Consider the following 15,643-nt stretch of genomic DNA (forward strand, 5'->3'; position numbering starts at 1 on the left):
AGAACACGATCCTTCCTATAATGGCATTATACTAAATCGTGTCCATAGATTCATACTACATCCAAAATTCAAGACTTGAGGATATATCTAGTTCGTTACAGAACTGGATGTAGTTGATGCTTTTTGGATCGTCATAGAAATTGTGCAGATGTACGTTGACTAACAATTTAATTATGTCACGAGTAGCATCATGTTTAATACCAGCCTATGTTAATTCATGATAGTACGGTATTCCGTAATCATTATCACCATGAAAGATATGTTCCATCCCATGAGTTAATTGTTAAGGCTGCTGTCTATTGTTACATCAGTTTTCGTTCATGACTATGGTTTCCGTTACGCTCACCAATTTTTAGTAATGAATCCAATAGGCCATCCATATTAATCTTTTCGTAGCAAGCGTTTTATTAATTCTAAATCTTGTTCTGAAATTGGCGTTCCCTCCCATGTCAAAATAGTTTGATCGTTATTGATTGCATCGTAAAAATCTATTTCGGAAGGCGGTGAAGACGAGTTGGGATTATCGGTTAGTAAAGTATCTGTGGAGACCTTCAACACATCTGCAATCTTTTGAAGTGTCTCAAGAGATGGATTCTTTTTACCGTTATATTTGTAAATAGCGTTTTTACTTAGACCGTTTTTTTCAGCGGTGGCTTGTAAACTGTATCCACGAAGATTAGAATATTTTTTTGTCAAACACTGACACAGCAATGTTCCTCCACGTTTGTTTGATAAGTATAATAGGGTAAAAGACGTTGCAGTTTATTTATTCTAAAAGCATTATTAGTTCATCACGTAATTAGGTAATAAAAATACAACTTATCAAATTATAACTTTGACAAGCATGATTGATAAGGTTGGGTATCGGCTTATTTCCTATACGTTTATTTTATACTTGTAGTATAAGTAGCACAACTACTTGAATGATTCAGGCTAATAAACGGCAGATTTACAAAAAGTTCGATATCTCCTTACTGTTTTAATTCATATCAGGCGCATATTGTTATGATATTTTTTGTAAATTTTTAAAATTGCACAGTGTGATTTTGCTAGTCAGCCAGCTTCATAAGCCTATAGTCCCATATGAGTGGCCTAATCATTATGCTATAATCAAACCAACTTTCAATTCAAAACTATGGGGCAGATGCGATGCGCGATTTAGTCACACAACGAAAATTTATGAATCTCGTGATTTGGGTCGTTTTGGCGGGCATGGCCTTTTTTGGTAACTTACCAATTTTTATTTTAGTCTATGCTTTTTTAGCCGTACTGATGATCCTGCGGACGCTGTTGGGGCGAGCGCTGAAACGTACCAAAGCGACGACAATAATTGTCTATTTATTGATCATGGTCCTACAATTTTCGTTTAGTAGCGCGGTTATCTTTCGCCATCATATTTATTTCGGTGCCGGTTTTTTAAGCCGCGTATTAGGTGCACTGTTAGTGCTGACGCCATTATTAGCAGAGCGCATGCTGATCATTCATCAAGACACCGATTTCTATTTGCCTTCGATCCGGGAAGCAGCAACGCTAAGCTTTTCCGAGTTTAACTCACAAAAAGAGGGTGTGATTCATTACATCCACGAATTGGGCAAGGTTAAAAAGGCAATCGCCGTCGATCGATTGATGCCACTTTTTACGGATCTGAAACGGCATAGTTCGATGCGTTATATCAATGGTGGGTCGCTGACCGAGAGTTATTTTGACTCCGTTGTCGCGACGATGACTGATCCCTATATTTATCTCGTCATTTCCAACACGGGTAGCAATGCGAGCGAGTTAATTTCCTTATTCACTCAGAAACAGTACAATCATGCTTCGTTGAGCTTCGACCGAGATCTACAGACGATCATTAGTTATAACGGTGGTGAAAATGTTTATCCGCCAGGTCTGAATCCGGAGATGGTTACAGCCTTTCACCAAAAAAGTGACGCGTCCGTTTTAGTGTATCGCTTACCAACAACGCTGGCACAAAAGCAGCAAATCGCCGACAAGATCAGAGAAATCAATCAAACAGGTAGCGCTTATAATATTATTGGGTTAGTGGTGAAACATTCATTGCGTCCCAACATCATGTTTTGTTCGCAATTTGTTTACCAAATGTTGAGGATCAGCGGGCTAACTTATTTTACGAAAGCAGATGGCAACGTGAAACCAACCGATTTCATCGAGCTGGATTATTATAAAAAACTCGATTTTTGTTATGAAATTAAGTTTTAAAACCATTAGCGCATTTTGCGCCGCGCTTTTTTGAAACTATTTTATTTACTGGTTTGTATTCGTTTTGATTTGAATTCGATATGCAAAGAAGCACACTTTAAAACGAAGTGTGCCTCTTTGCGTATAAGACTATTTTTCAACTAAGATGCTGGTTACGATAAGGTGTAATTGGCTTTGAACGGTATGACTGATCTGGTTGTTTAACTCTTGGTTATTGTTGATCAACAACTCGTCGTAAATACTCGATTGGAAAAGTGACAAGATAATATCAACGAGTTGGGGGATATTATCTTGTTGCAATCCGAGTTTTTCGGTCGCCGGTGTTAAAAAATCGATCAGCAGTTGGCGAACTTCTTTGATCAAATCTTGCAGCCATTTAGCTTGTTTATTGGAAAGCAGCGCGCGTTCCCGAATTGTGATCATGAAAGAATAATAATTTTCTTGTTGGCTAAATATTTGCCAGATCTGATCAAAAGCATTTAAGAGCTGTTGCTCAATATCGGCCACCGAACTCACCGAATGGAATTTAAAATCAATGGCGTTGGTGCGTGATTGAATACCTTCGTAAATGATCGTATCGAGTATTTCACGTTTTCCGTGCGGGAAATAATAGTATAGAAGTCCTTCAGCAGAATCGGTTTGTCGATTGATTTCACGCGTGGTCGTGGCTTCAAATCCCTTAGTTGCGAATAACTCGCGCGCAGCATTTAAAATTTTATTTTTTTGGAGTTCACCTTTAGCGCCGTCTTTTTTCAATATTGTTCCTCACTTATTTAGTTTAATTGAGTAGAAATATGTAATCGCTTACTGTGAATGTGCTGCTGATAATCTATGAATAAAAATAGGGAAGTTGCGAAATGCGTTTTTTGTTACAATTAGTAATTAACTGAGCGCCCGTTCAAATCTATACCCAATATAGCACGCCTTATTTAAAAGTCAAATGGTAACAGCTGCTGTTCAATGCGCAGACAGTTGCTTTTTTTACGGGTGTAAATGAGAACGCTACCTTGGTGTGACGGCAACTGACAGCGTTGTTAGGCGGCCCAAATAGTCATCGTGCAAGAGTTGACTTTAAATTAAATAATGTTATATTTAGGACAGTTTTAATCGGGCGCTCAATTATATATTGTGAGGAGGTGGCCTGATTTGCGACAGGCTAAAATATATAATTATCAAACGTTCACGGATGATTTTGTCGTTAATAAAAATCAAGATTATCAATTAGCCGCAGATTATTCGTGGTCACCACCAGAAAAATCAGTTCGAGTGAAGTCGTCGATCGTTAATCTGTTCGCGAGATTAGCTAGCTTTGCATACTATCACTGCTGGGCACGTCCGACGATTGTCAATCGGCAATTATTGCAAGACTATCCGGCTGGTGGTTTCCTTTATGCGAATCACACGCAACCTCAGGGTGATGCCTTCATTCCGTATCACTTGTTCCATCGCAAACCTATAAATTTTCTCGTCAGTGCTGCTAACTTGGGCATTCCTGGACTGGGACGTTGGTTGCCCTATGGTGGGGTGTTGCCAATTCCGCAGACGTTGCATCAATTTGGCTGTTTGAATAAGGAAATTTATCGGAGGATCGCCGACAAACAAATCGTGTTGATTTATCCTGAAGCTCATGTTTGGCCATATTATACAAAGATTCGGCCGTTACCACTGGCATCATTTCATTATCCAATCAGTGCGAAAGTTGCATCATTTTGCATGACAACGACTTATCAGAAAAGTCGTTGGCGCAAACGACCGCATATGACGATCTACATTGATGGCCCTTTTTATCCGCAAACTGAGTTAACGGTCAAGCAGCAGCAAGCGCAATTACGAGATGAAATTGCCGCGTGTATGACCAAACGAAGCCAGGCCAGCAATGTTGATTACATTCAGTATCGACAAGTTGAAGATGAAAATTGACTACCGTGCTGAATCAGTAGGCATCACAGGCAATAATTATTGAATTAAGAGTAGGTGAATCAAATGAATATTCTTTATTGTGGTGACAATAAGGTCAAGGATGGTTTGTTGATCTCGATTTTATCACTGCTAAAAAATGTGAACGCGCCGCTGCATGTTTATGTCATCACCGCGACGATCACCACCGAAGAGAAACAGTATCAGCCGATCACGACAGAAACGATTCAGGTGATTTCAGATCTGATGCAACAGAAAAATCGACGTAATCAAATTACCAAGATAGATGTGACTGAACTTTTGAAGCGAGACTTTCCCACCCAGAATCTGGCAACGATTTTTACGCCAGGGTGCATGTTGCGATTGTTTGCAGATGAAGTTCCTGAAATACCAGATAAAATTCTCTATTTAGATACCGATGTTGTTTGCCGAAAGGATTTCACGCGTTTCTACGATCAAGACATGACCGATTTGGAATTAGTTGGTGTGCTGGATCATTATGGCAAGTGGTTCTTCCATCAGCAACTCGACAAATTAGATTATTTGAATTCCGGCGTTTTATTGCTTAATCTTAATCAGATCCGGCAGACACAATTATTCGCGAAATGTCGTCACTTATGCCAAACCAAAAAGATGTTCATGCCAGATCAAACGGCGTTGAATAAATTTGTTCAGTTTCGAAAAATTGCACCGCGCCGATTCAATGAGCAGCGTCGGTTGCACCAGAATACTGTTTTTCAGCATTTTACCACCAGTTTTCGACTGTTTCCCTGGATTCATACACTAACTGTGAAGCCTTGGCAGGTCGACCGAATGCACGATGAATTAAAATTACACGAATATGATGATATTTTAACTGAATATCTTCAACTGATTCCTAAACTATGAGGTGAATGAAAATGGATCAACAAACGATCCCCGTATTTTTTGCAGTAGATGATCATTATGCACCCTATATTGCGGTGGCACTAAGTTCGTTGATCGATAACACAACGTCAACTAATCACTATCAATTAATTGTGCTGTATCATGAATTAAGCAACGATAATCAAGAAAAGTTGCGTACTGTAGTCGTGGGTCAGCCACATATTAGTTTGAAATTTGTGCCACTGACAGATGCACAGTTACAACAAATCACAGATCGCAACAATAAATTGCGCTGTGACTACTTTACTTTTACGATTTATTTCCGGCTGTTTATTGCCGCGATGTTTCCAGAATACGATAAGGCAATTTACTTGGATTCGGATACCGTCGTGCTAGCAGATATTGCTGACTTATATCAGATCGACTTAGGTAACAACTTGATCGGTGCCGTACCTGATCCGTTTATCGCGGCCAATCAAAAAACGGCGATTTATGCGCGTGAGGCTGTAGGAGTGGCTGCTAATAAATATGTTAATTCTGGTGTTTTGTTAATGAATTTGAAGGCGATGCGCGCTGAACATTTTGCCGAACGTTTCCTCGATCTATTAAATAAGTACCATTTTGCGAGTTTGGCGCCGGATCAGGATTATATTAATGCGATCAGTCAGCAACGAATTGCCTACTTGGATCCAGCTTGGAATATTCAAATGAACGCAGAGTCTGATACACCCAAACTAGTCCATTACAATTTATTTGCGAAGCCATGGCATTATGATAATGTTGCGAACCAGCAGTTTTTCTGGCATTATGCGGCCACAACACCTTTTTATGATCAGATTTTAGCAATTAAGGCACATTATTCTGACCAGGATGTGCAACAAGATCAGACTAAGTTTGAACAACTAATGAGCATGGCACAGCAGACTGTTAAAGATGCAGTCACGTTTAAAAGTGTTCGTGATCAAGGCGAAACGGTTTATTTATAGATTAAAAACATCAAGTAATTGCAATATTTAGGGCGCATGAATTTATAGTTTCGATTGATTCAAATATGGCTTAGGGGGCGACGTGATGATCATTGGTGGGAGTAAGAAAGCAGTTATTGAAAATATTCAGCAAAATGTTGCCGCTGAAAACTATAACGATAAAGTTGAGGTCAACGATGCCACACTGACACTTGCAGAAAGTAGTCAGGTCATTGCAACCTATCAGAAACGGTTGCAGTCACCGAACTATACCATTAATAATTGGCTAGCTCGTGCGTTGATGACCTGCACAACTGCCGTTATTAATCGACGTACAGACATTGTCGGCTTGGAAAATTTGCAAGGGTTGAAACAGGGCGCAATCGTCACCAGCAATCACTTCAATCCACTAGAGAATACAGTCGTGCGTCAGGCTTTGCACCAACGACCAGACGGTAATAAGCGCCTCTATGTGGTGAGCCAAGTGACCAATATGCTGGCAAAAGGTGTCGTTGGTTATCTGTTGAAATATGCTGACACAATTCCGATCGGCGGCGATAAAGAATATATGGGGCGTGAATTTCCCAAGCATCTTCAGCACTTATTAGCTGCTAACAACTTTATTTTAATTTATCCAGAACAAGAAATGTGGTTCAATTATCGTAAGCCACGTCCACCAAAGCGTGGCGCGTATTACTATGCGGCCAAGTTTCAAGCCCCAATCGTGTCTTGCTTTGTTGAAATAATTGATCTCCCTAAAGCTGACAATACAGAATTCAATCAGACCAGTTACCGGATGCATATTTTAAAGACAATTTTTCCAGATGAAAATAAGTCTGTGCGCGACAATAGTATCGTAATGATGCAACAGGATTATGCGCAAAAGAAAGCAGCCTATGAGCAAGCTTACGGTCAACCATTGAATTATCAATTTACAACCAATGATATTGCCGGTTGGCACGGATAAAAGAGCTGACGAATCTCAAAGGGATATGCATTTTAGTGTGATATCAGCAACGTGTAAAATCGGATTGAGCTAACGTGATTATTCGGTTAATAGTAACTTGTAAAATCTAGAGTGATTATAGAGTAGTGTTTCTACTCTATTTTTTTACACTTAATTGGACAAGTTATTTCGCAAAAAAAATTAGTCTGTTCGATTTGATTAACAGCAAGAATATAGCATCAGCCAAACGTTTGTTTCATCATAGCCGTACTCGGCGAAATGAAATAGTTGTTATTTGATCTTACTAATTATAAATACCCGTTCTGATCAAAAAGTCCTTTTAAATAACTAAATCGAGTAGATGTTAAAATTCTAAGACAATATTTCAAAAGAAACACGTGCGAATGGCTGGAATGTTGCAGGAGTATTAAATCACACGTATTATTCATGAAAACCATTAAATAATATTGATTATTATTTGAGCTTTGATATACTTTCCTTGAAAGTGAAGGTGGTTATCATGGATCATCCAGTCAAGAACGGGAACATCGGGAATTACTATATTAAATTTAACAACTTTTTATCCCGTTTTTTAATCTTCGATCGGGTTTTCAGTGAATTTGCCGAAACGAGCGAGCGAATTGAAGTCGGCGATTGTTTAGCGGCAGAAAATTTACCGGGCTTAAAATGTGATTGGCAGAAAAATTATGTGAGTTTTAAATATTTTCTAGAAAACGAAATACCGGAAATTCCCGCGGATGAATATCAAGACTTTCAAAAATGCGTCTATGGGATTTTAACGGAATATGCCAGCGCACAACGCAAATTGATCGACTCGATCGATGAATCGGCGTTAACAATTCAACACGATCAAGTTCAACTCGCAGAGCAAAAAATCAGAGACTGCAAAAAACAAATTAATCAAACTTTGCAGCAAATCGTGACGGTGTCGTTTGGATAGTAGCAGCAACTAATAAAATATGTCATAATGGAAACATGACGACAGAAGATTCTGACGCCATTAAAGCACACGTTGCTTTGATGGTTTTTTTCATATCAAAGGAGATCAAATTATGGACATGTTAAAATTTTTCGACGAGCAGATCGAAGCTTTAGATTTTGCTGGCGATTTGAATGTGAATTGGGATCAAAGTATCCGTTCTTTTGAATTGGAAATAGTAATGACTGGGCAAACGAATCAACTCGAAATCGAAGATCAAGAGGGCGCCGTTCAAGACGATGAAGTTCAGTATGATGACGCTATTTTAATTTACGATGAAACCAAAGTTGACGGCAATGAATATGCTGACAATTATTTAACTGTGCTTCCTTTTAACGGCCGCCAGGGAATGCCTAAAGCAATTGCGCAGGGCTTGTTCAATTACCTTAAGGATTTGTTGGATGATGGCATGAGCGACTTCTTAGACTTCTTAGATCCTGACATGTCTGTGGCAACTTTCCAATTAGATTGGGATCAAACGGCATTCATGCAATATGTTCAAAAAGCTGAGGATCAAGGCGTCAACGAAACGCTCAGCTATCCAAGATATTAAGGGGTCAGCGATGAATTGGTTGCAAGTTAAACTGATCGTGGCGGTTGCAGACGTCGAAATTATTGCCAACGTGCTGGAAGAATTAGGCAGTGGTGGCGTTCAAATTAGTGACGATCCTCAATTCGATTCAGATATCAGCGCCGGTCAAGAAGCTGTGATTGCTTTTTTACCCGAGGAAATAGATCAACAAGATTTTCTCAGTCAGTTGCAGCAACGGATTCAGTTATTACTGACTGAAAATCTGTTCGAGACGACGCCTAGGCTGTTGACCAAAACCGTTTCCGAATCGAACTGGACGAACACTTGGCAAGATCATTATCAACCTGTGCGCGTGACGCGTTATGTCACGGTTGTTCCTGAATGGATCGATTATTCGACGCAGCGTGAGGATGAAATATTAGTGAAGCTGAATCCGGGCAAATCGTTTGGCACGGGTATGCATCCAACAACACAACTGGCAATTTCGTGTTTGGAATTGACGATGCGCGGGAATGAGCGTGTTTTCGATGTGGGCACTGGTTCAGGAATTCTCAGTATTGTTGCAGATAAATTTGGCGCGCAGTCGATCATTGCGACCGAATTAGATGAAGCGGCTTTAGGCTTCACGCAAGAAAATTTTGAGCTTAACCAAGTTGAGCAGAAGATCAAATTGCTCGCTGGTAGTTTGCTGTCTCCAATTGACACGCAAGCTGATTTAATTGTGGCTAACATGTTACCTGAGGCGCTCATTCCGTTGCTTCCCCAGTTAGATCAACATTTGCTGCCAAATGGCCAGGTGATTTTAACGGGAATTATTAAAGCGCAAGCGACAAAAATTAAAGCTGAGATTCAAGCGCAGGGTTTTCTGATCGATTTAACCCTACATTCTGAACAGTGGGTTTGTTATCGGCTTAAACGTCAGAGCGAATCCGTGTAGCCCAACTATCTTGTAAATTGGAGTAGGATATAACGATGCAATTATTTTTTGTTGCTAAGAAAATTAGCCCGGGACAAGTTTTCGCGTTATCAGAGCTGGATTACAAACATGCCGTTCGAGTTTTGCGGATGCAAGTCGGCGATAAGGTTGAAACAGTGGGATCAGATCGAGTTGCCTTTTCCGCAAAAATTATCTCGATCGATTCAGAGACCGCACAAATTCGCGTCCAAGCAGGGGACACACCATTGCAAGATACGGAGCTGCCCGTTGACGCCGAAATTATTTGCGGACTCCCAAAGCGTGAGAAAACCGAATGGATCGTGCAAAAGGCCACCGAATTAGGAGCTAGTAAAATTATCTTTTTCGCAGCGAGTCGTTCGATCATGCAATGGCGGCCACAACAAGTCGAGAAAAAATTGCAGCGTCTGCAACAAATCGCTCATGACGCGGCTGCTCAATCTCATCGCCGCCAAATTCCACAAGTCGAATTTTGGCCGCAACTTTTGAAAAGTTTACCTCAAGAGGGGCTGAATTTAGTTGCCTACGAGGAAGTCGTTAAGGCTCATGAAGATCATGCGCTCGTCAGTGCCTTTGCGCAATTGACGCCGCAAACGCCGGTAATCCGCATGATCTTCGGACCAGAAGGTGGCTTGACTGAGAAGGAAGTTGCCGATTTGGCTGCTCAGAATGTTCGGTCAGTGGGGCTGGGGCCACGGATTTTGCGGACGGAAACTGCGCCACTTTATTTTTTGAGTAGTCTCAGTTATGCAATCGAATTGTTAAATTAAACGGAATTTTCAACCGTGATGATAAAATTGACTAAATTAGAATGGATAAGTTATGAAAAAAATAAAAGCACTCGTGACTTCACCAGCTTTTATGCTGGTTGTAGGCGTGGCAATTAGCTGTTTTGTTTTACCGTTACTTTCAAACCTGTTCGGTGTCAGTAAAGCCCACCGGATCTTATATTTATTTCTAGTGATCGATCCTCTGATTGCATTCTTGATCAGCTGGTTCATTCGTCATTATCAACTCAATTTCTTCTGGTTATTCTTATTTCCAGCGGCGTTTGCAATTAGCGTGTGGTGGCGTTTCGCCAAGTATAATTATTGGTTAGCAGGGATCTATTTGGTTTTGAGTTTAATTTTTTATTTACTGATTCCGCGTCGACATCATCAATTTCGCGTCTAATTTTTTGTAATTATGAGTAACACGTGCTAACTTGGACTTATATTTCGATTGATCGGGTAAGGAAGCTGGATATGGCTCAAGAAAAAGAACTTTCACAAGATGAAGTTTATGAACTTTGTCAGAAATACATGAATGATGAACATTTGGCGTTTGTCGCGAAGGCTTACGATTTTGCTGCCTATGTTCATAAGAATCAGAAACGTCAATCAGGCGAGCCTTATATTATTCACCCTGTTCAAGTTGCAGGAATTTTGGCGGAATTACGGATGGATCCAGAAACGGTCGCGTCCGGCTATTTGCATGACGTCGTTGAAGACACCAACGTTACGCTAGGTGATGTGGAAGAGTTGTTCGGTCATGACGTCGCCGTTATCGTGGATGGTGTGACCAAATTAGGGAAAATTAAATACAAGTCACACCAAGAGCAGCTGGCCGAAAATCACCGGAAAATGTTATTAGCAATGGCTAAGGACTTACGTGTGATCATGGTTAAATTGGCCGATCGATTACATAATATGCGGACGCTGCAGCATTTACGCCCGGATAAGCAGCGACGGATTGCCGATGAAACTTTGGAAATTTATGCACCTTTAGCCGATCGCTTAGGTATCAGCCGCATTAAATGGGAACTGGAAGATATTTCACTCCATTATTTAAACCCACAACAGTATTACCGCATTGTTCACTTGATGAATTCGAAGCGGGGCGAGCGTGAGGGTTATATTTCTGGCGCCATCAAAGAAATTAAAGTGGCGATTTCTGACCTAGAGGTACACTACGAAATCTATGGACGTCCGAAACATATTTATTCTATTTATAAAAAAATGCGTGATCAGCACAAACAATTTAATGAGCTGTACGATTTGTTAGCGATTCGGGTGGTCGTCGATTCGATCAAGGATTGTTATGCAGTCTTGGGCGCGATCCATACGAAGTGGAAACCACTTCCTGGACGCTTCAAAGATTATATTGCGATGCCTAAAGCTAATGGCTATCAATCTTTGCATACGACTGTGATCGGTCCGCAAGGAAAACCGCTAGAAGTTCAGATCCGGACCGAAGCCATGCATCAAGTTGCTGAATATGGTGTGGCCGCTCACTGGGCGTATAAAGAAGGTATCAAGGAACAGGTCGAATTAAATAATTCCGATCAAAAATTAGATATTTTTCGTGAGATTCTCGAAATTCAAGACGAATCAACAGATGCCAAGGAATTCATGGATAGTGTTAAGGGCGATATTTTCAGCGATCGTGTTTATGTATTCACGCCTCAAGGAGATGTCTTCGAACTGCCTAAAGGTTCCGTGCCGTTGGACTTTGCTTATTTAGTGCACACTGAAGTTGGTAATCATACCACGGGCGCGAAGGTGAACGGCAAGATCGTTCCCTTGAATTATCAATTGAAAAACGGCGACATTGTCGAGATGTTGACGTCGACTTCTGCGGCACCAAGCAAGGATTGGGCGAATGTCGCCTTTACCAGTCGGGCACGTAATAAGGTGCGACGTTATTTCAAACAAGAAGAAAAAGATGTCAATATTGAACGTGGTCGCGAAGCCATCGAGAAGCAGTTGCAAGACCAGGGCTACAATCCGAAGACCTTCATGGATAAGGATCATATCCAAGCGGCTCTAACAAGATTCAATTTAAATACTGAAGAAGAATTGTTGAGTGGTATTGGCTATGGTGAAATTTCTGCACTGATCGTCAGCAACCGTCTCACTGAAAAAGCACGTAAAGAAAAAGCTGACGATGAACAACGTCAGCGTGAACACGAAATTTTAAATCAACCACAAAAGCCCGCAGTCAAACAACCTAAGCCGACTGAAAAATCTAAGCTACAACACGAAAACGGCGTGGTTATCCAAGGCGTCGATAATTTATTAATCCACATGGCGAAATGCTGCAATCCGGTTCCTGGTGACGACATTGTCGGTTACGTGACGAAAGGCCGCGGGGTGACCATTCATCGCGCCGATTGTCCGAATATTACTAATGAACAAGATGAGGCGCGTTTGATCGAAGTTAGTTGGGATCAAGCGGAAGATGTTAATCAGTCTTACTTTGCCAACTTGGAAATCTTCGGCTATAATCGCAATGGACTTTTGAATGATGTGTTACAGACGCTGAATGCGCAGAGTAAACATCTCAATAATGTGAACGGACGTGTTGATCACAACAAGATGGCAAACATTTATGTTTCCGTTGGCGTCGCAAACAATCAACATCTAGAAAGAATCATCGAGAGCTTAAAAAATATTCCCGATGTCTATGAAGTTAAACGCGCACAAGGTTAAAAGGAGTTTATCGGTTATGCGAGTCACATTACAACGGGTCAAATATGCAAAAGTTGAAGTCGCCGGACAAGCGCTTGGCAGAATTGACATGGGGCTTCTGTTATTTGTCGGTATTAGCCCCACAGATAACCCAACCGTTCTGCAAAAAATGGCGCATAAAATCGTTAACTTGCGTATCTTTGAAGATGAACAAGGTAAAATGAATTTGAATGTTCAACAAGTAGGCGGGGGTATTCTGTCTATTTCGCAATTCACACTTTACGCAGACACGCATAAAGGTAATCGACCGAGTTTCCAAGATGCCGCCAAGCCAGAGCAGGCGAACGTGCTTTATCAACAATTTAATCAGGAACTCGAGCAAATGCGCAATCAGCCAGTCGCGACTGGGGAGTTTGGCGCTGATATGCAGATCACCGCGCTCAACGATGGTCCAGTTACAATTAATCTTGAAATCAATTAGCTTATGTAAATAATAATGGGTCAGCACAGTTAAATCTGTGCTGACTTTTTTTATCGTCGGTGCTATACTTAAGGTTCCCAAAAATCGATTGACGAACGTAAAAGTTTGTCCAAAGGAAGTAGATCTGTATGACATTAGAAATCCGTGCGGCTGTGATTACCGACGCAGAAAGCCTTCATCAAGTTAATGCCGAAGAATTGCATTATGATTATGCGTTAGCAGAAACGCAGAACAGGCTGGCCTATATTTTGACCAAGGACTGGCAGAAAATCTTCGTCGCAAGCATTAATGGTGAATTCGCCGGCTATGTTCAGGTGAGCGAGTATCTGGAAACCTATGGCGATAAAATGGCGAATATCATGGGCTTGGCTGTTTTAAGTCGCTATCAAGGTGAAGGTGTTGGTAAAGCGTTGATGCACCAAGCCGAGCTTTGGGCACAAGAAATCGGTGCAAAAGGTGTGCGCCTGAATTCTGGTGAGGAACGGAAAGAAGCACATCTTTTTTACGAACATATCGGCTACACCAAAGAGAAGATGCAAGCGAAGTTTAAAAAAGTATTTTAAGACTGGACTCATCAATCTGTTTCGAGAATTGAATAACACTACTTTCCTGAACCGGCAGTTTGGAATCGGCGTGAAAGCTAATTCTGAATTACCGGTATTTTTTTGCTTTATTTAGAGTGAACCTATGCTGGTACAGCTTGTTCCATCGCCGGTACAATAACCTATCTGCTGATTTTTGTTTCAGGCGGGTAATATTAAGTGCTAAATGAAAACGCTTCATAATATAATATGGGCGGAGGGATGTATGATGAAAAATCTGGAAAAGTTTTTGAATAAGTTCCTGGGTCCAATGGCAAACTGGATGAATGGCAATGCCTTTTTTAGCACATTGGCTGCTTCATTTATGCGGACATTGCCGATCACCTTGGGTGTTTCAGTTCTAATGATTATTGGCGGTTTTCCGGTATTATCTTGGCAAACATTCTTAGCTACTAGTCAGTTGAATGTGGAATTCAACGCGGTTATTGGTGCTTCAATGAATGCCTTGTCTTTATTTGTCACTTTTAATTTTGCCTATCTCTATGCGAAACGATTTAAGCAAAATGGATTAACTTCTGCATTGATCGCCATTACTTCGTTTCTAATGCTGATGCCACAAGTTGTTCAAGTGCCGGCCTTGAAAGAGACACTGACTAAATTTCCGGGCACAGCTACGGTAACAGCTATCAATAGTGTTGAAGCATTTCAGACAACTTATACGGGTGGTAGTGGGTTATTCGTTGGGATTTTGGTAGCTTATCTGTCCACGAAACTGTTTATCAAGTTGAATGAAAAACATTTTGTCGTTAAACTACCAGACAGCGTGCCACCAATGGTTTCTGAAGCGTTGAGTCCTGCTTTTATCAGTATTTTTATTTTTATCGTGTTCTTTTTGATCAGACTCAGCTTTCACTTTACCCCGTTCGGCAATATCTTCGCCTTCATGACTAATCTGGTTCAACAGCCATTGCAGGCAGTTACAGGAAATCCGTGGGGAATTATTGTGATCGCAACGGTTACGAATCTCTTCTGGTTCTTTGGGATTCATCCGTCGATGGTTCTGGGCGCGGCGTCACCAATTTTGTACGCGATTTTCAATGAAAATATTAACGCGTATGCCCATGGATTAGCGATTCCATACTTGATGACCGCCGTTGTTTACGTGGCCACAGGTAATGGATTTGGCGGACAGGGTGGCACTTACGGATTAGTCTTCTCAATGTTGGGGGTAAAATCGAAACGTTATCAACAATTAGTTAAATTAGAATTGATCCCGGCAATTTTCAATATTAACGAACCCTTGATTTTTGGGATGCCGATCATTTTGAACCCGCTGTTTTTCATCCCGATGATTTTATCAGCGGCTGTGATGGGCTTGTCGGCTTGGGGAATGGCAACGATCCTGCACGTGACCACGTATTTCGCAACCGCACAATTACCATGGACAATGCCAGGATTTCTGCAAATGTTCATCTATGGTGGCTGGAAATGGTTAGTGATCATGGTCGTGATTCTATTGCTGAACTTTGCATTATGGTATCCATTCTTCAGAATCGCCGATCGACGGGCATTACTTGAAGAAAGTGGCGTTAAAGAAAGCGAAGCAAATGTAACTAAATAACAGAAATTTCTAGTATTTATCACAGCCATGTCTCAACTTTGTTCAGTCAAAGTTGAGACTTTTTTATTACCTGGTTAAGACAGGAGAGTGTCAAATTTTATGTGTAAATAGAAAAGCCTCTCGTCCTTTTTTTAAAACATAGATTCTA

16 protein-coding genes are annotated in these 15,643 nt (G+C 40.9%); 14 read left to right on the forward strand and 2 right to left on the reverse strand.

All coding sequences use genetic code 11. The annotated features are described in order from the left end of the window. Positions 1-381 precede the first annotated feature (381 nt). A complete protein-coding gene (locus EKM67_RS09140) occupies positions 382-696 on the reverse strand; it encodes a helix-turn-helix domain-containing protein (RefSeq protein ID WP_164506630.1) in 315 nt (104 codons plus the stop codon). A gap of 453 nt (positions 697-1,149) precedes the next feature. Here EKM67_RS09140 and EKM67_RS09145 point away from each other — a divergent pair, with 453 nt between their 5' ends. After that, entirely contained in the window at positions 1,150-2,220 is a 1,071-nt protein-coding gene (locus EKM67_RS09145) for a hypothetical protein (protein WP_125578720.1), read from the forward strand. A gap of 129 nt (positions 2,221-2,349) precedes the next feature. Here EKM67_RS09145 and EKM67_RS09150 read toward each other — a convergent pair whose 3' ends face one another. Further along, entirely contained in the window at positions 2,350-2,976 is a 627-nt protein-coding gene (locus tag EKM67_RS09150; protein ID WP_164506631.1) for a TetR/AcrR family transcriptional regulator, read from the reverse strand. A 390-nt stretch (positions 2,977-3,366) separates the two neighbouring features. Between EKM67_RS09150 and EKM67_RS09155 the strand changes: the two genes are divergently transcribed. The 13 genes from EKM67_RS09155 to EKM67_RS09215 all read left to right on the forward strand — a co-directional run bounded on the left by EKM67_RS09155 (position 3,367) and on the right by EKM67_RS09215 (position 15,495). Continuing rightward, positions 3,367-4,140, forward strand: coding sequence for a lysophospholipid acyltransferase family protein (locus tag EKM67_RS09155; RefSeq protein ID WP_125578722.1), 774 nt, complete (start codon positions 3,367-3,369; stop codon positions 4,138-4,140). 63 nt (positions 4,141-4,203) lie between these two features. Next, positions 4,204-5,025, forward strand: coding sequence for a glycosyltransferase family 8 protein (locus EKM67_RS09160; RefSeq protein WP_125578723.1), 822 nt, complete (start codon positions 4,204-4,206; stop codon positions 5,023-5,025). 11 nt (positions 5,026-5,036) lie between these two features. Further along, on the forward strand, positions 5,037-5,990 hold the full coding sequence (locus EKM67_RS09165; RefSeq protein WP_125578724.1) for a glycosyltransferase family 8 protein: 954 nt from the start codon (positions 5,037-5,039) through the stop codon (positions 5,988-5,990). An 85-nt stretch (positions 5,991-6,075) separates the two neighbouring features. After that, complete coding sequence (locus EKM67_RS09170; protein ID WP_125578725.1) at positions 6,076-6,936, forward strand: lysophospholipid acyltransferase family protein; 861 nt, start codon at positions 6,076-6,078, stop codon at positions 6,934-6,936. A 499-nt stretch (positions 6,937-7,435) separates the two neighbouring features. Further along, positions 7,436-7,876 (forward strand): hypothetical protein, encoded by a 441-nt coding sequence (locus EKM67_RS09175; protein WP_125578726.1) that lies wholly within the window; start codon positions 7,436-7,438, stop codon positions 7,874-7,876. A 112-nt stretch (positions 7,877-7,988) separates the two neighbouring features. After that, the gene (locus tag EKM67_RS09180) at positions 7,989-8,468 is read left to right on the forward strand and encodes a DUF3013 family protein (RefSeq protein ID WP_125578727.1); all 480 of its coding nucleotides are present in this window, start codon (positions 7,989-7,991) and stop codon (positions 8,466-8,468) included. A gap of 10 nt (positions 8,469-8,478) precedes the next feature. Beyond that, complete coding sequence (gene prmA, locus EKM67_RS09185; protein WP_164506632.1) at positions 8,479-9,384, forward strand: 50S ribosomal protein L11 methyltransferase; 906 nt, start codon at positions 8,479-8,481, stop codon at positions 9,382-9,384. 35 nt (positions 9,385-9,419) lie between these two features. Next, positions 9,420-10,172: an RsmE family RNA methyltransferase gene (locus EKM67_RS09190; protein ID WP_125578729.1), complete on the forward strand. Its 753-nt coding sequence runs from the start codon at positions 9,420-9,422 to the stop codon at positions 10,170-10,172. 52 nt (positions 10,173-10,224) lie between these two features. Next, the gene (locus tag EKM67_RS09195) at positions 10,225-10,575 is read left to right on the forward strand and encodes a hypothetical protein (RefSeq protein ID WP_125578730.1); all 351 of its coding nucleotides are present in this window, start codon (positions 10,225-10,227) and stop codon (positions 10,573-10,575) included. A gap of 71 nt (positions 10,576-10,646) precedes the next feature. After that, positions 10,647-12,872 carry a RelA/SpoT family protein gene (locus tag EKM67_RS09200; protein WP_125578731.1) on the forward strand — a complete coding sequence of 742 codons (2,226 nt, stop codon included), beginning with the start codon at positions 10,647-10,649 and terminating at the stop codon, positions 12,870-12,872. 16 nt (positions 12,873-12,888) lie between these two features. After that, positions 12,889-13,332, forward strand: a complete 444-nt coding sequence (gene dtd / locus EKM67_RS09205; protein WP_125578732.1) for a D-aminoacyl-tRNA deacylase — start codon at positions 12,889-12,891, stop codon at positions 13,330-13,332. Positions 13,333-13,460: 128 nt separating this feature from the next. Then, positions 13,461-13,895, forward strand: a complete 435-nt coding sequence (locus tag EKM67_RS09210) for a GNAT family N-acetyltransferase (protein WP_125578733.1) — start codon at positions 13,461-13,463, stop codon at positions 13,893-13,895. A gap of 244 nt (positions 13,896-14,139) precedes the next feature. After that, the gene (locus EKM67_RS09215; RefSeq protein ID WP_125578734.1) at positions 14,140-15,495 is read left to right on the forward strand and encodes a PTS sugar transporter subunit IIC; all 1,356 of its coding nucleotides are present in this window, start codon (positions 14,140-14,142) and stop codon (positions 15,493-15,495) included. Positions 15,496-15,643 lie beyond the last annotated feature (148 nt).

This window comes from Lapidilactobacillus mulanensis (genome assembly GCF_003946215.1).
In the GTDB taxonomy this organism is placed as follows: domain Bacteria; phylum Bacillota; class Bacilli; order Lactobacillales; family Lactobacillaceae; genus Lapidilactobacillus; species Lapidilactobacillus mulanensis.